Raw genomic sequence first — 19,833 nt, 5'->3', positions numbered from 1 at the left:
CTGGCGTTAGGTTTCCAATGCTCAAGTGGGGGCTTTCTTGGTTATAGAGTTTGACAACCTCTTTTAGAAGTAAAGTAGTGTCCTGAATGGTTTATACTAAAGGGTTAAATATTAGACCAACTCCCTCAAATCCACAGGAACAACTCGTGAAACACCCGCTTCGATCATGGTGATGCCATAAATAATATCCGTGCTGGCCATGGTACGCTTATTATGAGTGACTATAATAAACTGTGACTCACCGCTGAATTGCTGGATGATCTGGTTGAACTTATCAATATTCGCATCATCGAGGGGCGCATCTACCTCATCAAAAATACAAAAAGGTGCAGGTTTCAGCAGGTAAATAGAAAAGAGTAGGGAAGTGGCTGTCAAAGTCTTTTCACCTCCAGAAAGCTGATTAATAGTCAGCGGTCTCTTGCCTTTTGGCTTGGCTATGATTTCAATCGCCGATTCCAGTGGATTACTTGGATCGACCAAAGTCAAATCGCAATCATCCTGCTCGGTAAATAAGGATCTGAACACTTTCACGAAGTTTTCTTTGATCTTGGCAAATGCTTCCAAAAAAGTCTCTTTGGCTACCAGGTCTATCTCCTTGATGGTTGTCAGCAGGGACTCCTTCGCTTTGACCAGATCTTCTTTCTGTGAGCTGATAAAATCATAACGAATCTTTATCTCATCATAGGCTTCCATTGCCATAGGATTGATCGGTCCGATTTTTTCCAGTTTTTCTTTTTGTTTACGGACCAGTTCCCGAAGTTCCTCCTCCCTGAAATTCGCGAATTCCTGATCTATTTCTGGATTTTCTTCCATGAGTTCGTCCAAATCCAGTTCGAATTCCACACTGAGTCTTTCCTTCATTCCGGCCATTTTCAGTTTGATCTCATTCACTGCATTCTCCAGTTCATGAATCAGCTGATCAAAGCTTTCCTTAGATTTTTGGAAACTTCGGATCTTTTGATCTGTCTCATCAATAAATCCTCGTGAAGCATAGTAGTCTTTTTCCGCTTCTTGTACTCCCAATTCAATACCTTCTTTCTCAGCATACAATTCGATAAGCTCATCATCCTTGACTTCATTATTGTCCAGTAAAGATTTTACTTCTGTATCAAGCTGGGAAAGTTCGGTTTGAGATTTTCCTATGCGCTCTTTCGAACCATCATATGCAGTTTGCTTGAATTCTATTTCCTGATCCAAACTCGTCACTCTGTTCAGATGCTGATGATACAAAATATTTTCAGCGTTGAATGACTGGGACTTCTCAGTCAGCAGTGCGGATTCCCTTTCGTAAGTTTCGTTGAGCTCCTCAAGATCATCATGCATGGCTTCAAACTCAGCCCGCTCGTCAAAAAGCTGTGGCTGAATCTCAGTCAAGCTTTCTTCAATAGAAGCGATTCTATCCAGAATATCCTCTCGTTTGTTAGCATTTGAGCTGAGCAATTCGGCTAGTTGCTCTTTCTTGGTGCGCACAGATACATAATCTTGATTGATGGAACTGATCTTATTCTGCCATTCTTCCAGCGTATTTTTATAGCTGATTTCCTTCAGTTTCATCAGTTCAGAGAGCCTATTGTCCAGATTATTTCTGGTGCTGCTGACTTTCTTATTCAGTTCTTTGATTTCCTTGTCCAGCTTCTCCAGATTCTTGGCTCTACCGATTCTTTTTCCTTCGAAAAGCCCCACAGATCCTCCCGAAATACTGAATTTCCGCTTGGTGTATTTTCCGTTTTCAGAGATGAAAATAGCCTCAGAATCCTGTGGAAAATCCCGGTACTCACCCGTAACGATATAGACATTGTCCAGTATGAAGTTGATCAGGCGGGAATACTTGACATCAAATTCAATAATTTCTGTAGCTGCGATAGCATTGGTAAAAAGCCTATTCTGACTAGGTTTAAAGCGCTCAAAATGTTCCAAAACAAAGAAATTAGCCTTTCCCCTCGCCGAATCACTGAGCAGTTGAATCGCTGAAATGGCCTGTGACTCCGTATCCACCACATAGTAATTCATGTAGCTGTCTAGGTAATTTTCTACGGTGACTCTGTACTTTTCTGAAGTGGCCAGCAGGTCGGAGAGGAGTGGCATGTCCTTACCCCAACTTGGATTTTTCTTCAGAAATTTGATTGCTTCCGGAAAACCTTCCAGATTCTCTACCAGAGACTTGGTGAGGTTGTATTCATTTGTTTTTGAATCGAGTTTTCTGGAAGACTGTGTCAGTTCCTCCCGGATCATTTCGATCACACGATTGGTTTCTTCAATTTTTTGATCTAGGTCTTCTTGCTTAGCTTTTAGCTCTTGATAGCCTTTAGTTGACTCATCAAGTTCAGCCTTTAGCGTAATCAGTTTCTCCTCAAAATCCACCAAGCTAGCTTCCTGGGAAGAATCATCGCTGGAGGTTCGTTCAAGTTCCTGCTTGAGTGTAGAAAGCTGAATTTGTTTGATTTCTATGTCTTTACTCAGCTGATAAACTTTCTCTTTAAGTGCTTCAAAATTATGATTGATCATCTTTTGAGCTTGCTGATTTTCTGCTTGGATTAATTTCTGGCTATCGTATGCTTCCCGAAGCTCAGCAACAATCATTTCCTTCTCGACAAGCATCTTCTCGGCAGATTCTTTTTCCTGTTTCAGGGAGCGAATACTGAATCCCGCCCGATCGTTTGACTTACGGTCAGTATCAATTTGTTCTCGCAGTTTCTGCGATCTATCCTCCAAAAATCTCAGACGCTCATTCTTAATTTTCTTCTCAGACTCAAAGGACCGGATTTTATTTACATGTTCATTGAGTGCTTTTTGCCGACTGGAAAGTAGTTTTTCCTTTTGGATCAAATCAGCTTTCAACTGGCTGAGTAATGCTTCCTGCTCTAATACTTGGGTCTGAAGCTGAAGTTTTTTATCTCCTTCATCCTGGATTTTATGACTAGACTCCAGAAGTGACTTGCTGTATTTCTCTAAGCTTTTTTTTGCGAGATTAATACTGGCCACTCTATAATCCTTTTTGATTTCAAAATATTTGGAAGCCTGCTTTGCCTGCTTTTCCAGGCTTTTTAGATTCTTTTCTATTTCAAAAAGCACATCTTCTACCCGGTCCAAATCATCGTCTGTATCCTGAAGTTTTCGGAGCGTTTCTTTCTTTCTGTTTTTGAATTTGGAAATACCGGCAGCCTCCTCGAACAGATCCCTGCGGGAATTATTTTTGTCATTGAGGAGCTCATCGATCATTTTTAGTTCGATGATTGCGTAGCTGTTAGAATTGATCCCTGTGTCCATGAAGAGATTGGTGATATCCTTCAGACGACAGGTAACTCCATTGATCTGGTATTCACTATCTCCAGATCTATAGTAACGACGGGTTATCGTGACGTAAGTATATTCGGTTGGAAGTAGGTTTTTGGTGTTTTCAAAAGTGAGGGATACTTCAGCAAGATTGGATGCTTTACGGTTCTTGGTTCCGTTAAAAATCACGTTCTCCATCTTATCGGAGCGAAGCAAGCGTGTTTTCTGCTCGCCGAGCACCCAACGGATTGCATCGACCACATTGGATTTTCCGCAGCCATTTGGCCCAACTACACCGGTGATTCCCTTGTCGAAGTTAATCACCATTTTATCCCCAAAACTTTTAAACCCTTTGATCTCCAGCTTACTGAGCAGCATCCTGATGAATTTTTCTTAATTATTCAAACAAATTAAGATCAATTAAGCCATTGTCCAAGAATTTGGGGAGAGGTGTTGGACAAATTCTCCTGTAAATTCATTTTGATTAAACCGCAAAGTCGCTGAGGGCACAAAGTAAAACGCCCAGGATATTTTTTATTCCTACAAAATAATTTTCTGCGAAATCTTTGCGTAGTCGGCACCTCAGTGTTTAAAAAAATATGTAATACTTAATGAAATGGATTAACTTACCACTGTGGATTTAGGAAATATAGTTTATATCGTCGCAATTTTAGCCTATTTTATCTATCAGGCTACCCGAAACAAGAAAAAAAATCAGGATGGAGAGGCACAAGAAATGTCTGATGTTCCTGAGAAAAAAGCAGTATCCTTTGAGGATTTGATGCGGGAAATCCGTGATACCCAGAAGCCAAAGCCTGTGGCACCAGCCAGACCTAGCTTGCAGCCTGCTCCTGTGGATCAATCAAAGCCAGTAGAATATGAGCGTGCAGGTGAGATTGAATCACGTCCAGAATGGAGAGCTGATCCAGCTCCGGCGGTAAAGAGATTTCCAACCAAAAAGTGGGAAGAAGGGGACGATGATGAGATTCAACATTATCAAGGTGCTTTTGAGAAAGTGAAATCTGATCTAACCAGGACTTCCAAGGGTATTCCAGATATTCCTTCCTTAAAAGAGGTGACTGTGGAATCCTCTAATACTGGAAGAAGTAGATACACCCGAATGCTAAAAGATCCCCAAGGAATCAGAGATGCTGTGGTGCTGAAAGAAATTTTGGATAAGAAGCATTTCTGATTTTCAGTGGCTTATGTGGGGTATTTAAATTTAAAATTCATTAGTGAAAGTATTATCTCACATACACCCGCTTCCAAATAATACCCCCATTTTCTTCTCCCCTCAATGTGTATCCTAGCTCAACCAGCTTAAGCATTACCCTATCAATTTCCTTCTGCTCTTGAGGATATGCATGCTGATAGTAAGAGTATAGCAATAAGGAAACTGTGTCTGTTTTAGCTTTTTCCCATTCTAAAAAACTGTCCAACCCATGAAGCTTTTGCTGAGTAATTTCATCCTCTGGAAAAATCACTTGCTCACTAAAGTCCAGAAAGTTGTTTGTAAGTAAAAATGATTGATTACTAGTGCGTTGTATTTCATTAGTTAAAGTTTTAATCATTCTTTCATACTGCTTCAGATTCTTCTGATAAGGAATGGCAATCAAGGCTGGGGTAAGTAGTATCCCCGCGAAAATAATAGCTTGGAATTTGAAGTGATAAACATACACAGCACCCACCAATGCAAGCTGAAAAGCTGTCATTTTCCAATCTGCTTGCATTAAGCTGATTATAGCGCCCAATCCAAGTAATCCCATAATCCAGCATCTCCATTTTCTGGAATATTGCCATTCTTTCCAGCCTATGGAAATCAGCAAACAAAGAATAGGAACGATGATAATCAGATGCCTTGGATTGAGATAAATTGGATTGTAGAATTCCAGTGTAGAAGTCATAAACCAAAAGCCTATCAACAGGCAAAGGAAAGCCAACGAGAATTCAAACCCCGGAGTATTTCTGGACTTTAATCCCGCTGCTATTCCGGGTACAGCAAAGACTATCCAGGCCCAATACGAGCGCTCTACAAACGTGATGATGGGTAGCATGGTGATCCTTCGGAGTATTGACCAAATACCTTTATCTGCATAAGTGAATTCGGATATATAATGACCGGCATTGATAGAGCTGACCCGATGAAGAGGATCACCGAACTTTATCCAAAAATAGAAGAGATAGGTAGCCGAAAGAACAATACCAGTTAGTACTAGGGCAATGTAAAAAGAGCTTTTTAAATTTTTGTTTTTCCAATCAAAGTAGAACAAAAGGATCGGGAATGGGGCTAAGAGTACTATGGTTTCTTTCGTGATAAAACCTATAAACAAAGCTGCAACCAATAGTATTCCAGAAAAGACAGGTTTACTTTTTCTGAAAGTAGCAGCAACTGGAACCACACAAGTCCAAAGTGCCAATAAACTATCAGGATATACTTTGGTCAGAAAATGAAGGAAATAGACTTGTGTACAAAACCAAAGCACCAATACCCAGACAGGTGCTGATTTTGGAATTACTTTCACTAACAAAAACAGGGTTGCCGAATAGCTAAGAAGGGAAATAAGAGAAATTCTGTGCGCATCAAATCCAACAAAATACCCAACCAATCCAGCGGGTACGTATGCTCCCCAGCGACTTGAAAAATGGTAATCATTCACCTCCATGGTGCCTTCCCAGAATTTTTTACCGGCGAGTAAATAATATACATCATCGCTGAAGGTGATACCATCGAAGCCAACGTACCAATAGACGAGAAGAAAGAGTAGGCCTACAGCAAAAGCTGAAAATTGGGCTTTGGATAAAAATCGATCCGATTTTAGGCTATTCATTGCGCTAAAATTAGAAGGAATTTTCGTCTTACTATGAAAATCTCCATCATAGATTTACTGACAATACACGTCAAATAGTAAAATCTATTTTATCATTTGTGTACTTTTACTTTTCTAAATCCAGAATAAGCTATGAGTCAGGCCGGAAAAATCGAACAGCAAAAAATTCTTCGTGTATTCAAACTAATCAATTTGCTACAAAGTAATATTGGTAAACCTGTACATAGACTGGCCGAACTCCTGGAGACAGATGAGCGAACGATCTACCGCTACTTCAAATTATTGGAAGCACTGGGTTTTGAGGTGGTGAAGGAATTCAGTAAATATAAAATCCAGCAACGTCCCGGAATGGAGCAGACGCTGAACTACGGCGCCTTCTCACAGGAAGAAAGTCAATGGCTGAGAGCTATGATAGAGCGTCAGGGGAAAGGCAATCTCCTGCATGATTCTCTCTTGAAAAAACTGGCTGTCCGGTCGGAAGTCAAGCAAGTAACTGAGCAATTATTCAAAGCAAATCTAGGTAGGTTGGTAGATGAAATCGGCCAAAGTATTCAGCAAAAAAAACAAGTTTGGCTAAAGGATTATTACTCCCTCAGCTCTGATACTACGAGTGATCGCTTGGTGGAGCCGGTTACATTTTCATCCAATTATGAAACTATTCATGCCTTTGAACCTACGAGTAAAAGTATGAAAGTATTCAAAATTGAGCGTATCGGTGAAGTGGTGTTGAGTCAGGAAGCTTGGAAATATGAAACTAGACATCAGTTGCCAAGCGCTCAGTTGTTTGGTTTTACCGGTAAAAACAAGTTTTTAGTAAAACTGAAACTAAGCAAGAAAGCCTATCAACTTATGCTAGAAGAGCATCCAAATGCGCGCCCATTTATGTCAATCAAGAACAGAAATCAGTATTATTTCCTTGGAGAAATCCCCCAGTTGCCTGGATTGGCGAGGTTTATTCTAGGATTGCCGGGTGAGATAAAAGTGGAAGAAGGAGAGGAGCTAAAAGAGTATTTGAGTGAGCAATTATCCAAGATGATTTTGTGAAAAATAGATTTTTTCTAGGGGTTTGATTGGGGGTTAATTCTACTATTTATTAATGAGTATCTGTAGTTACACACGTAGCCAAATGGCATTATGAGTATTGTCCCCTCGACTTTGCTCGGGGACCGAATTAAAGTCTAAACGTTGTGTGGAGAGAAAGATGCGGCTCCGCCGGCTCTTTCTCCCTACATTACATGATTAAAAAAAGGTCTTAGAATTTAATCAAAGCCCTTTGTTTAATCAGATCTGCCTGCTAATTGATGGTATTTACCTTGCTCTTCTATTCACAAGCATATTTCCAAAAACAATCAAAACTATCATACCAACTAAAGTCACCAAAACCCATATATTACTTAGCGATGGCCTATCTAACCAAAATCCCACAAAGTATCCTGTAATAGATATCAGCCCCATAACTCCAAATACAATAGCAGCAAACGTGGGCAGCCTGTTGGTTTCAGCATTTTCTTTTTCTCTATTGGATAAACTATTGTAACCCGCTAAGAGTCCAGGGAAAAATTTGATCAGAATTCCTAGTACTATAAAAAGCGAACCTATGTAAATACTTTCCATGATTGATACATTTGATAGTTAAAAACAACTATAGAATATAACAATTACAAATCAGATTGACAATATGAATTAGTTTTGTTATAACCGCCGAAAGCATGGCTATACCTTGCTCCGTGAAAGTAAAAGTTAGTGAAGTGAAATGATTTAGATTGTTTAACTGGTCACAATTTGTGACTAGTTCAGATTATTCTTTTTCAGTAAGCTGAAATACAACAATTTTCGGACAAGCCGGTTACACTCCTTCGGGGCTTAATTTTTCTTAGGTTTTTAGCTTCCCCCGGCTTTGCCGAGGGTTATGAATTGTTTCAATCCTTCGGATTTTTTCAGAGGAAATGAAAAGTAATTTGCAACAATTAAGTCAAAAATTGTATTCTGGTGTTATTGAGGATATACATATAAATAGATTACATACTGTCAGTCTCCAAAACTGAAAAAGGGCTTAGATTAAATTCTAAGCCCTTTTCTTATGTCTTATGTCTTAAGTCTTAAGTCTAAAGTCTTAAGTCTAAAATCTAAAATCTAATGTCTTATTTCAAGCTTTTATTCATCTTCTCTACTTTCTTGTTCAAGTCCAAGATTGCTTTTGAATAGCGCGTATCCCATTCTTCCAAACGCACTGTTGACTTGGTTTCTACTTCGTACTTGATGCCTGGCAAAATCCAAGAAGCATATCCAGAGAATGGATCTGTACTTACATAAAGCGATTTATACCAGCTACCGAAATACATTCCCTTTGGATCGATCCAGCTCTTTTCTAATCCAATCAATTTTTTATTCAACGCGAGTATTTTTTTCTTAGAAAGTTTACCGAATGTCAGAGTAGCATTAATAGCTGTTGCGTATGCAGCCGAACTCACGCTTAACTTCTCGATAGCGGCATCTACTTTGTCAAAGGAAACAAATGAAGAGTCCAGTTCTTTCACTGATTTCATCGCGTTGTCGAAATGAATTCTCAAATCCTGAGCATATCTTGGCACATCATAAGGGATGATTGTCGCATTTGCTAAGCGAAGAGTGAGCACACCGATCACAGAAGCTAACGTCCCGCCCATTTTGAACGTTGGGTCAACAAACTTGCTATAATAATGGAAGTTGTCATAATTGGAGTGGTAGGCAGAAGTCCCGCCCGTTCCTCCACTCATGCTTGGCACTCCAGCATACATATAGAAGGCAATATGATCTGATCCACCTCCCAAATTGCCAATTACAGGTTCCTCATTTTTTCCAGCCCAAACCTCATAAACTGATTTGGCAGAATCAGGATAAGCGACCTCTTTGGAAGCCTCTATAATCAGGTTTTTCAATGTAGGAGCAGCAGATACACCAAAATTTCTTCCTGAAACCGCTGCATCAAAATTCATATAGATTACAGCTTTCGCTCCCAATTCATCTTTGAACTGCTCTACCCATTCGGAAGAACCGATCACCCCTTGCTCTTCAGCATCCCAGTGCCCGATCAAAATGGATCTTTTGGGACGCTCTCCTTTCCTAATTAATTCTCCCATGGCTTCCGCCAAAGTAAGCATCATAGCAGTACCTGAATTTGGGTCAGTAGCACCGAAGCTCCAGGCATCGTAGTGACTTCCTAGAATAATCCACTCATCAGGATATTCACTTCCTTCGAACTTCCCAACCACATTATTTGCTCTGATGTAATCGACTGGCTGATCTACTTTCACTCGTACTTTCAGTTCAGAACCTCCGGTAATTCTGTAATCGAAAGGCAATCCTCCTTGCCATTCTTCAGGCACAGTAGATCCTTTCATCCGGCTTAGGATCTCTTTGGCGGCACCATACCCAATCGGTGAAACAGGAATTGTATGAAATGCCACATCTTTAGGGTCTAGTCTTTTCACTTTTTTCGCTCCATCTAAAGGAAGTGCCGGTTCGAACGGAGTCAATGGGTCTCCAGTGTAATTAAGCGTCAGCAAAGAGCCTCGCTGAATCGTAGTTTCATTGTAAAAAGGTCCCACTGGATAAACATCGCCTTTTCCAAATCCAGAGTCCTCTGGATCGGTATAAATAATCAATGCTGCCGCGCCATATTGCTCTGCAAATTGAGCCTTGTACCCTCTGAAATTCCCACCATATCTAGCAATGACAACTTTGCCTCTGAGATCAACTCCCATCTCTGCAAGTTTTTCGAAGTCAGCCTTCACTCCATAATTCGCATAAACCACCTCTGCAGTGACATCTCCAGAACCTGAATAGGCATTAAATCCTTTGAAAAGTCGCGAATCTGTAGAGAAAGGATCGCCTTCGATTGGACCTTCTTGCTGTGACAGCGTGATTCTATCCGGAGTTATGATTTCCAAAACCGATTCGCCCGGATCATTTGGCAAATACACGTCATAAGGGTAGGAGGTCACATCCATTCCCGCATCGCTCATTATTTTGGTCAAGTAAGTCGCAACTGCTTCGTTTTCGGGCGTTCCCGCAATGTGAGGGGCTTTAGTCAGTTCTTTTAGGTGTATTTTGAAGCTGTCAAAATTGACGGCTTTTAGGTAATCCTGCTCCAGGGAGACTTCTTTGCTTTTATCCTTTGGCAAAAAGCCAGTGACCTGTTGGGCATTTGCTGTGAGACCTAAGCTGATAGCAAATGCAATCCCTAAACATATTTTGTTTTTGGACATTTTAATTGTTGGTTAAAAGCTCTGAAACGGATAAAATATGCTCGGAAGGCACATTGGCAATTCTTTTTGTCCTCAAATACCTTCCTAGTTCGTACGCATCATAATTAGGGTTTTCCGGGTCAAAACTTGAAATCCTAACCAAACCTCTAGAGTGGATAAATTCTCCATTTCCAATCCACATCCCAACGTGAACCACGCGTTCTTTTTTCTCAGGAGTGCCTTTTACTCCGAAAAAGAGTAAGTCTCCGACTTGAAGTTTGTCCCAGTTTTTATCGGCATCTACTAGTTCGCCTTCATTGATTTGTTGTGAAGCATCACGGGGAATAATCTTTCCATTGAGGTAATAAATCGTTTTGGTAAATCCGCTGCAATCCATGCCTTTGATTGAAGTGCCACCCCAGAGATAGGGTGTCCCCATCATTTGCTTGGCCGTAGAAATCAGCGCTTCAGGAGAAGTATTTCGGGAAGCAATCCAGCTTTCCCATAATTGGGCTTCTTTTGCAGAAATCCAGCCTTGACGTCCGTCGGGAAGCCTTACTTTCAACTGGTCTTTTGTCTCATCTTCAAGCGTCATAATATCGCCAGCAACTAAGTCAGACACCATTTCTGTTTGTTCTGGATTTTGCCAGATGTGACCTGTAAGGGCCGTATAAACTACTTTTGGTTCTCTAAACCAATGCTCCATCTCCTCCACAGTCATCAAATGTATGCCAGCTTGGTCCACCCAAGAAAGGTATCCGTCTGGAGTTTGAACCAGAAACCACCCGTCATCCTCTTTGAGAACATTAAGTGGTGTACCCATTAGGGCTTGTGTAGCAAGTTCGGCTGAATGCTTTGGGTTGCTTCGGATATTTGCCACAGAGATGGTGACCAAAGCTCTGGTTTTTTCTCCCAGTGCTGTATCTGGCAAGCGTACTACTGCATCGGTAAAATTGATTTGTTGGGATTTGAGTTCTTCAATTAAATTTACTAGAGCCCCAAGTTGATCAGTTTCTCCTTTGAGTGAGTCATTTTCAAAGATCAAGTCCCAAAGTGCCACACGTTTATCCGGTGCAATTTCGGCTCTTTTTTTTTCGACTAGATTGTTTATTTCCTCGTTTTTATTCTTCCTTTCACAGGAAAACAAAACAACAATCAGGGAAATTAGAATTCGGATATATATACTTTGCATAGCTAGGGCAAAATAAAAGAAAACCACAAGAAAAGCTCAAAATCTGAACCTTTCCTGTGGTTTTAATTGATAGGGGTCAGATGATTAATTCATCTTCAATCCGGGAGAACGATCGAGGAACTCCTGGTAAAGTCGGATTTGACGGTTTGAAAGGGGCATTCTATAGCCATTAATGAACACATGCATGATATTGGTTTTGGTCTCAAAAGGATCACCGTCCGCCACGATCAAGTTTGCGACTTTACCGGCTTCCACAGATCCGTATCGATCTGCCAAGCCGAAGATCTCTGCAGGATTAATAGTCACAGCTTTCCAAGCTTCTTCTTTGCCCATACCGTAGGCTGCAGCAAAAGCAGCGAAGAAAGGTAAGTTTCTTACGTTCTCTTGATCGTCTGTTCTGATTGCAACTTTTACGCCTGCTTTGGCCATTTTACCTGCATTTGCATAAGGTGTGTCGTAGCGATCTGAATCACGAGTAGGTAATGCTTGGATAGGACCCGTAATCACTGGAATTTCAGCCTTAGCTATTTCATCGGCAACTCTCCAGCCTTCAGCTACACCTGTGAAGATTACTTTGGCATCTTTTCCTTCTACCCACTTGATAGCTGCCTGAATATCAGCTGCCACATTTACTTCGATCAAAAGAGGAAGCTCACCACTTGTTGCTTTGGCTAGCTGGGCCATTTCTGGGTAATACTCCAATTCTGCACCATTTGAAACCAGTGAAGCATAGCTCATAGCCTTATCCCAGAGATCATTCGCCTCTTTAAGCGCTTTTTCGGTCGCCTTTTTGATATCCTCATCAGATCTTCGGTCATACCTGCCTCTACGTCCAGAGCTAGGAAAGTTCATCACGATGCCTTTGAAGCCTGCATACATCTGGTCCGGCGTGTAGCCATTCAGATTAATAAGGGCGGCTGTACCTGGGAATAATCCGCCTGCTGGAACAGTAAGAACTGTAGTAACACCCGAAACTCTCGTCACTGGGATAGCCACTGAATTGGGATTTACGGCAGTCAATGCCTGCATATTCGGAGTGAAATTGCCTATTTCAGCATAATCTACCGTCTCTGCGACAGAGTTAATCTCTACCAGGCCTAGTTTTGTACCGCCATCGATCATACCGGGATAGATATATTTACCGGTACAATCAATCACTTCAGCTCCATTGGCAGAAATAGTAGTACCTATTTCCTTAATTTTTCCATCTTCTACCAATACAGAGGCATTGTTTAAAATGCCTTGGGTGATAGTTATTACTGTCGCATTTTGTAATAAAAATTTACCCGGTCTTGGTTTGATGAATTCCCCGTCGATCTGTGCCATCGCCATCATTGGCAGTAAGGCAAGGAGGAAGGCGAAAAAGGTTTTGTTTAGTCTTTTCATGTCTTCTTTAATAGCCGGTGATTATTTAGTTATATGGAAAAGAGAATTGGTAGTCTCAAACAGGCTTTCTGTATCCTGCATGCATCTGCTATCGTGGCCTTCAGAGATCATCACTGGCTCTACCATTTCTGTAGGACTGACTTTGATTCGTTGATCATCAGCATCTTCTTTGATGTCGAAGTATTTCACACCATCAACAAAAGTCATTTGAGGGACAGCATAAGACGAAAGAGGATGTCCTTCGAAAATCACCAAGTCAGCTTGCTTTCCTTCTTCTATAGAACCTACCTTATCAGCAATACCCAATTGCTTGGCTGGGTTAATAGTAATCATAGAAAGTGCTTGCTCATCTGTCATTCCACCATATCGCTGGGTCTTAGCAGCTTCGTGATACAAGTGGCGGATCAGTTCTGCATCATCAGAATTGATAGAAGTGATGGCTCCATTTTCTGTTAAGATCGCTGCGTTGTAGGCAGTGGAGTAATACACTTCAAATTTGTATGCCCACCAGTCAGCAAAGACTGAGGCTCCCATGGTGTATTCTGCTATTTCCGGAGCTACTTTGAAACCTTCATTGGTATGTTGGAAAACCAGTTTAGTAATTCCAAAATCTCTAGCCACATTGATTAGCATGTAGATCTCATCCGCACGATAAGAGTGACAATGTATAATGATCTTACCATCTATAATGTCAGATAGAACTTGGAGCCTTTCATTGTGAACAGGAGAAAGAGCAGTACTTCCTTTTTGAGATGATGCTTGATTGTATTCATCCCAAGCTTTCTTGTACTGAATTGCCTCATTGAAACCATTTCGAAGAATAGCCTCTACGCCCATTCTAGTTCGTGGTTGAATACCATTGCCTCTACCATGCACTCTGGTAGGGTTTTCACCCAAAGCAAACTTAATGGTACGTGGAGCCTCTTGCATGATGATGTCAGCAGGATCTGTAGATCCCCATCTATGTTTTAAGGTAGCATTTTGACCGCCGATCACATTCGCAGATCCATGCATCGCATGTGAGATAGTCACTCCACCAGCCAATGCCCTGTAGATTCCTACTTCATACGGATTCACCACATCTTTCATCCGTACTTCAGCTACTATAGGAGATGTGGATTCATTTACCACATCTAAGCCTAGGTGGGAGTGTGCATCTATAATACCTGGCATAAGGTACTTGCCAGCGGCATCTATAGTCGTTACTCCATTGGGAGCAATTAGATTTTGGCCTACTTTCTTGATGAGACCATCTTGAACGAGAACGTCTGAATTCTCAAGTGTTCCTTTAGTAACCGTAAGAACGGTTGCATTCTTTATTAATACACTGCCTTTTTTCACTTGAGCTGAGGCAAACTGCATACTCAGACCCAAAAGTGCAGCAAGAAAATAATTTACTTTTTTCATGTGTTTATAATTGTTTTTCAAAGGCCATAACCTGTCCCGTGACGAAGGAAACGGGATGGAATCTCGCAAGTCTTATAATCATCCCAGTGTGTGACGCTTGAGTCATGCTCGATTTCATGTCTTTACTTATTTGCAATTAGAATAGGATTGAGTGTGCCTTTGAATGGAAAAGATCCATACTCACCGACCGTCATAGTGGCTTCAAAGCTACCTTTACTGACTTCACCTGATACATCCACGGTGATCTCCATTCCATTAGCTGTGACATCAAATGAAAAAGATAAGGTGCATCCGTCCAAGACTACATTTCTGATTGCTGAAGTAGTCTGGCCAGAGCCAGAAGGATCATCGTATGTGATGGTACCAGTATAGTCTCCCCCTTCTTTTTCAATAGTAAATATTCCTCCTGAAGATCCAGCAGGGCTTTCTGAAGTGTAGTCCCAGTTTCCTTCGACTTTCGCAGATCCTTCGCCTTTACCTTCTTTAGATCCTTTCTTTTTTGTTTTGGTTTCATAGTCGTAGATGAAGCCATCTACGACCATGTGTTTTATTTGAGAATCCTTTGCAAAAATAGAATCCGTACTCAAAATCAAATTTGCCATTTTCCCTTTTTCGATAGATCCAGCCACTTTGCTCAAGCCTAGGATGGATGCAGGGTTGGTGGTCAAAGCGGCTAGAGCTGCTTCTTCAGAAAGCCCATTTTTTATCATTTTCTGAAGAGCTTTCTTAATATCACCTGATTTAACTCCTACCGTAGTGAATGCGAAAGGAATACCAGCTTCTTCCAATTTACCTGCTTGCGCTAGTGCCTTGTCATATGCTTCCTTTACACGGGCATTAAGTGCCTTTACCTCATCTGTAGCATCGCCTTTCTGAGCTTTGATGGCTTTATCCTCTGGGATTTCCAGTTTTACTAATACACTAGCTCCAGATGCTTTTATTACATCAAGCACACCTTCATATTCTTCCAAACCAGTCAGAATTAATTTGAACCCTTTTTCTTTTTGTAAATTGATGGCTCTTCGGATTTCCAATTCGGAGGAAGCAGAAAACAGGATAGGAATTTGGCCTGTGATTACTCCCTGCATAGCAGTATAAGTAGGGGTGAGCTCAGGACGCTTCAGTCCAGCTAGGGTTGTATATTTTTGCGATCTTTCCGAAGTAAGCTTAGTGTTTTCATATATCTCTCGGAATTTCGCCATTACGCCAACTGCGGTTCCTGGATACATTCCTCTCGAACCTCTAAAACTGGCAGACAAAGCAGTATTTTCCTTCAATAAATTATTGGAATTCTCAGATCCTAACAGGATTATGGCAGCCTTTCCAGCAAGCATTCCTCCATCTGGGGTGATCTGGGCTATCGCAAATCCGACTTTTCTGAGGTCATCTACTTTACTGTCCTGAATAGAAAATTGATCAACTGCAGATCTCCAAGGAGTGATACCTGCGATTTCATCCGGTGGATTAGAGGAGATAAAATTTTCTGGCCTTTCAGGATCTTTTGGTTTTGTGATTCCTACATCGCTTGCTCCGGCTACAAAACCAGGATAAATAAATAAAGAATCTCCAGCGATGGTTTTTGCCTCTTTTGGTAGGTTAATATTACTTCCGACACCTTGAATCAAGCCGTCTTTGATGAGGACTGTCGCCTTAATTCCTGGTTGGCCTGGCGCAGTAAAGACAGTTGCATTTGTTATTGCGTAAGTGTCCGTGATTCGTTTCTTTCCTGAAGGATCGCTTTGAGCCTGTACTAAAGGGGAAGAAAGTAATCCTGCAACCAACAAGCACAAAACACTTGCATACAGTAGTTCTTTTTTCATTTGATTGAATTAGTTAAAAATAAAGTGGAGTGGTTAGCACTAGTAAATAGGATGGTATTTCCTAAGTTATTTAGTATCAAGCTTTCCTTGGTTGATGGTTGAATTTAGAAAAGCAAGCTAATAAAAGCGATTTCAGAATCCATTTGGAATTATTTTTCACACCTTATTATTTGACCAATGGCAGGAAAGTAGATTTGAAATGCTATTTCATTTCTATAAGAATCACTCCTAGTAATATGAATTTATTTGACTGGTAAATGGAGTTTGGTTTTAATTATAAGATCCTATATTTGAGGTCAGTGTCACCCACAAATTAGAATGAAAAAAATCCTGATCATCGAGGATGATTTGCTTATTTCCAGCTTAGTACAGTTTCGTCTCAAAAAGGATGGGTACGATACTGTATTGGTAAAAGATGGGAATGCAGGCATCATTGCTATCGATACAGAAACGCTTGATTTGATTATTACAGATGTTATGATGCCTTTTAAAAATGGGATTGAAATCATTCATCATGCCGTAAAGACAAAACCTGAAATCCCTATTATAGTGTTAAGCTCCTTGGGGGAAGAGGAAAAAATCGTGTTGGAAGCGTTCAATTTGGGCGTGGCTGATTTTATCCCCAAACCTTTTAATCCCAATGAACTGGCTATCCGTGTTAAACGCATTCTCAAATCCTGATTCATGAAAGTTAAAAATGCAGTTGCACTTGTGTTCTTGCTTTTTTTGGTAATCAGAACAGTTGAGGTTTTAGGTCAGGAAGAGCAGGAGTTGACAGACTCAGTTTCTTTCGTAGATTTTTTGATAAGCCAAGGCGAAATCCCGGGATTGCAATTCAGGTTAATTGATACTGGAAGCGGAATAATTTCAGACAGCCTACTTAATGTCATCCATGGGACTGGGCTTATTGCTGATTTTGCTACAGCGCTCACTTTGAAGGATAGTCTTTTGCTGTCACAAGCCATATCCTCCGAGGTTCAATTTTTAATATTTGAGGAGCCAAATACCTATGTGGCTACACAAGAATACGTTTCAAACCTTCTTAGAAATGGCGATTTAATTGCAGAAACTACAGATAATTCGAACGGCAAGGACTTAATATCATTGGCAAGTAGGGAGCGGTACGCTCCATTATTAAAGGGTACTTATGCCTATTTTGGAGATTTTAAAATTTTTGCTGTTACTATAATAATTTCCTCCTTCTTCATTTTTGCTTTTTCGATGATCCTCTTTATGCTGATTTTCAAGGCAAGAAGAAATCGAAAGGAGATATTACAAAGAACCTACGACGAGCAGGTGGTGGGACCACTCTCTGAGATTTTATTTGAAAAAACCCTTGAGGAATTGGAATCCTTGAGTGATGAAGACCTCTACCGGAATTTCCCTGCAAAGCAGCTCAAAAAGCCGCTCTATGTGCAGGTGTTGGTAGAACGAATACTGGCCTTGAACAAAACAATGAAGGGTGATTTTAAGCTGAAACTGAAAGCACTCTATCGAAGGTTACAGCTCGACAAGGTCTCCATAAAAAAGCTGCATAGCTCTAAATGGGACAAGGTGGTGATAGGATTAGTTGAGGTCAATGAGATGGACTTGCATGAGTCGCTACAGGAAGTAAGGAAGCTTGTCAATTCCCCGAATTTTTACATTCGTTCTCAGGCCGTGGCTACCTTATTGAATCTTTCGGATAGTGTTGATCTTTCATTTCTACGTGACCAGACTTTCCCGCTTTCTAGATGGCAGCAGATGAATTATTTACGAATCATTAAGTTCCTGAATTCCTCAAGAGAGCTCAATATAAATAGTTTGTTTAGTTCTGAAAATCAGAGCATAAGGTTATTTGGATACAAGCTGGTTCGGATACTTGGACTAGTAGATCTATTGGCGGAATTAGAAGAGAAATTTGAGTTTGTATCAGATGAGGAGAAAATAGAGATTATCAAAACTTTCGAGTACCTAGGGATTCCTACACAAACCGAATTAATAAATACTAGTCTAAAGTCTGAAAATACAGAGTTGGTTTCTACCGCAGCAAAGGCCGCGGGCTCAATTGGCGATGATACTTCAGCAAGGATTATTTGCGAAATATTAGAAAAGACTCCTGATTTTAGACAGCAAATGAACTTGTTGAAAAGCCTTCAAAATCTAAATGGGGAACTATACCGTCACTTTACTACTGAAAATTCAACTTCAGATCTACGGAGAATTAATAAGCACTTACTAGACCCTTTACTACAAGATGTATAATTTCTTGTTCTATCTTATCATGGAAGTTTTGGGAATTATTTTTCTATTCCTCAGTTTTTCTGTGATTGTTATCTACTTACTTATAATGATTCTGAGTGCACTAGAAATGCGCGATCACAGAAGGAAAAATAGATTTGCCGATTATCACGATATTATCACTTCGCCTATTGCCCCAGGTGTTTCTATTTTGGCACCTGCATACAATGAAGGAGAGTCAATTGTACTTAACGTAAAGAGCTTGTTATCACTTCATTATGGTAAGTTCGAAGTGATTGTCATCAATGATGGGTCTAAGGATGATACACTAGTCAAGCTGATCAAAGCCTTTGAATTGGAAATCACTGATTTTGCATATAGTGAAGAAATCCAAACGCAGACTGTACGGGGAATTTACAAATCCAAAAACCGCTCATATAATAGACTTGTAGTTATTGATAAAGAAAATGGCGGAAAAGCAGATGCCCTCAACTCAGGGATCAATGTTTCTTCGAAAGAGCTATTAGCCTGCATCGATGTAGATTGTATTCTTTCTCATGAATCTATCACGAGAATGGTACGCCCATTCATGGAGGAAACCAATCGACAAGTCATCGCTGTAGGCGGTGTGATTGGTATAGCCAATAACTGTGACGTACAAGATGGCACAGTGACCAAATATCGCGTACCAACGACGCTTTTAGGAAGATTTCAAGTTATTGAATATTGCAGAGCTTTTTTGATGGGAAGAATGGCATGGACTAGAGTCAATGGCTTAATGCTTATTTCAGGTGCTTTCGGTTTTTTTAAGCGTGATTTAGTAGTAGAAGTGGGAGGATACTTCCCGAAGACTGTGGGTGAAGATATGGAGCTTGTGGTTCGGATGCGACGTCACATGGAGGAGCGAAATATCCCGCATAAGGTTGGATTTGTACCAGACCCACTTTGCTGGACAGAGGTTCCGGAACAGGAAGAGGTTCTTTCCCGCCAGAGAAATCGCTGGATACGTGGGACAATCGAAACACTGCAGCTTCATCGCGTGATTCGAATGAATCCCAGCTATGGGATATTGGGTATGGTATCTTATCCCTATTGGAATATCTTCGAAAAAATGGCTCCAGTATTAGAGTTACTTGGTCTAATATATACCTTAGTACTTATTATCATTGGTGATTTCTCAGCATTCTATTTTATTGCTCTATTCGTTGTTTTGTACTTGTTGTCAATTCTAGTATCCTCTTTCAGTATCTTGTATGAACAGATTTCTTACAACAATTATAAGGACAGAAAGGACCTAAATAAACTAATCCTTACTATTTTTCTAGAGCCTTTATTTATTCACCCAAAGATTGTTTATTGGGGACTTGGTGGGCATTGGGACTTTATCAAGGGCAAAGGTGGCTGGGGCCATATGATTCGAACTGGCTTTAAAAAATCGGAAGATAAAAAAAACATAGAGCCTAGTACGCTGAATTCTTGAT

13 protein-coding genes are annotated in these 19,833 nt (G+C 40.6%); 5 read left to right on the top strand and 8 right to left on the bottom strand.

Features of this window, described 5'->3' with window-relative positions; genetic code table 11:
- Positions 1–111: 111 nt before the first annotated feature.
- Positions 112–3,651 carry a chromosome segregation protein SMC gene (gene smc / locus U3A58_RS06720; RefSeq protein ID WP_323822634.1) on the bottom strand — a complete coding sequence of 1,180 codons (3,540 nt, stop codon included), beginning with the start codon at positions 3,649–3,651 and terminating at the stop codon, positions 112–114.
- A 256-nt stretch (positions 3,652–3,907) separates the two neighbouring features.
- Here smc and U3A58_RS06715 point away from each other — a divergent pair, with 256 nt between their 5' ends.
- Positions 3,908–4,465 carry a hypothetical protein gene (locus U3A58_RS06715; protein ID WP_323822633.1) on the top strand — a complete coding sequence of 186 codons (558 nt, stop codon included), beginning with the start codon at positions 3,908–3,910 and terminating at the stop codon, positions 4,463–4,465.
- Positions 4,466–4,517: 52 nt separating this feature from the next.
- On the opposite strand, the gene U3A58_RS06710 is transcribed toward U3A58_RS06715, so the two are convergent.
- A complete protein-coding gene (locus U3A58_RS06710) occupies positions 4,518–6,101 on the bottom strand; it encodes a hypothetical protein (protein ID WP_323822632.1) in 1,584 nt (527 codons plus the stop codon).
- A 132-nt stretch (positions 6,102–6,233) separates the two neighbouring features.
- Between U3A58_RS06710 and U3A58_RS06705 the strand changes: the two genes are divergently transcribed.
- The gene (locus tag U3A58_RS06705; RefSeq protein ID WP_323822631.1) at positions 6,234–7,145 is read left to right on the top strand and encodes a helix-turn-helix transcriptional regulator; all 912 of its coding nucleotides are present in this window, start codon (positions 6,234–6,236) and stop codon (positions 7,143–7,145) included.
- A 264-nt stretch (positions 7,146–7,409) separates the two neighbouring features.
- Here the strand turns inward: U3A58_RS06705 and U3A58_RS06700 are convergent, their stop codons facing one another.
- From U3A58_RS06700 to U3A58_RS06675, 6 genes are all read right to left on the bottom strand, one after another.
- Positions 7,410–7,715 (bottom strand): DUF3784 domain-containing protein, encoded by a 306-nt coding sequence (locus U3A58_RS06700; protein ID WP_323822630.1) that lies wholly within the window; start codon positions 7,713–7,715, stop codon positions 7,410–7,412.
- 527 nt (positions 7,716–8,242) lie between these two features.
- Entirely contained in the window at positions 8,243–10,348 is a 2,106-nt protein-coding gene (locus tag U3A58_RS06695; RefSeq protein WP_323822629.1) for a M28 family peptidase, read from the bottom strand.
- Position 10,349: 1 nt separating this feature from the next.
- Positions 10,350–11,519 carry a C40 family peptidase gene (locus U3A58_RS06690; RefSeq protein ID WP_323822628.1) on the bottom strand — a complete coding sequence of 390 codons (1,170 nt, stop codon included), beginning with the start codon at positions 11,517–11,519 and terminating at the stop codon, positions 10,350–10,352.
- 84 nt (positions 11,520–11,603) lie between these two features.
- Positions 11,604–12,905, bottom strand: coding sequence for an amidohydrolase family protein (locus U3A58_RS06685; RefSeq protein ID WP_323822627.1), 1,302 nt, complete (start codon positions 12,903–12,905; stop codon positions 11,604–11,606).
- Positions 12,906–12,926: 21 nt separating this feature from the next.
- Positions 12,927–14,312, bottom strand: a complete 1,386-nt coding sequence (locus U3A58_RS06680) for an amidohydrolase family protein (protein WP_323822626.1) — start codon at positions 14,310–14,312, stop codon at positions 12,927–12,929.
- A gap of 122 nt (positions 14,313–14,434) precedes the next feature.
- Entirely contained in the window at positions 14,435–16,132 is a 1,698-nt protein-coding gene (locus U3A58_RS06675) for an amidohydrolase family protein (RefSeq protein WP_323822625.1), read from the bottom strand.
- A 318-nt stretch (positions 16,133–16,450) separates the two neighbouring features.
- Here U3A58_RS06675 and U3A58_RS06670 point away from each other — a divergent pair, with 318 nt between their 5' ends.
- The 3 genes from U3A58_RS06670 to U3A58_RS06660 all read left to right on the top strand — a co-directional run bounded on the left by U3A58_RS06670 (position 16,451) and on the right by U3A58_RS06660 (position 19,832).
- Positions 16,451–16,813 carry a response regulator transcription factor gene (locus U3A58_RS06670; RefSeq protein WP_323822624.1) on the top strand — a complete coding sequence of 121 codons (363 nt, stop codon included), beginning with the start codon at positions 16,451–16,453 and terminating at the stop codon, positions 16,811–16,813.
- Between the two features lie 3 nt (positions 16,814–16,816).
- Entirely contained in the window at positions 16,817–18,376 is a 1,560-nt protein-coding gene (locus tag U3A58_RS06665) for a HEAT repeat domain-containing protein (RefSeq protein ID WP_323822623.1), read from the top strand.
- Between the two features lie 85 nt (positions 18,377–18,461).
- Positions 18,462–19,832 (top strand): glycosyltransferase family 2 protein, encoded by a 1,371-nt coding sequence (locus U3A58_RS06660; RefSeq protein WP_323822622.1) that lies wholly within the window; start codon positions 18,462–18,464, stop codon positions 19,830–19,832.
- Position 19,833 lies beyond the last annotated feature (1 nt).

It is taken from the genome of Algoriphagus persicinus (genome assembly GCF_035156415.1).
Taxonomy (GTDB): Bacteria; Bacteroidota; Bacteroidia; order Cytophagales; family Cyclobacteriaceae; genus Algoriphagus; species Algoriphagus persicinus.
Note: the sequence above shows the minus strand (reverse complement) of the source record. Positions and strands in the feature narration are given on the sequence as shown.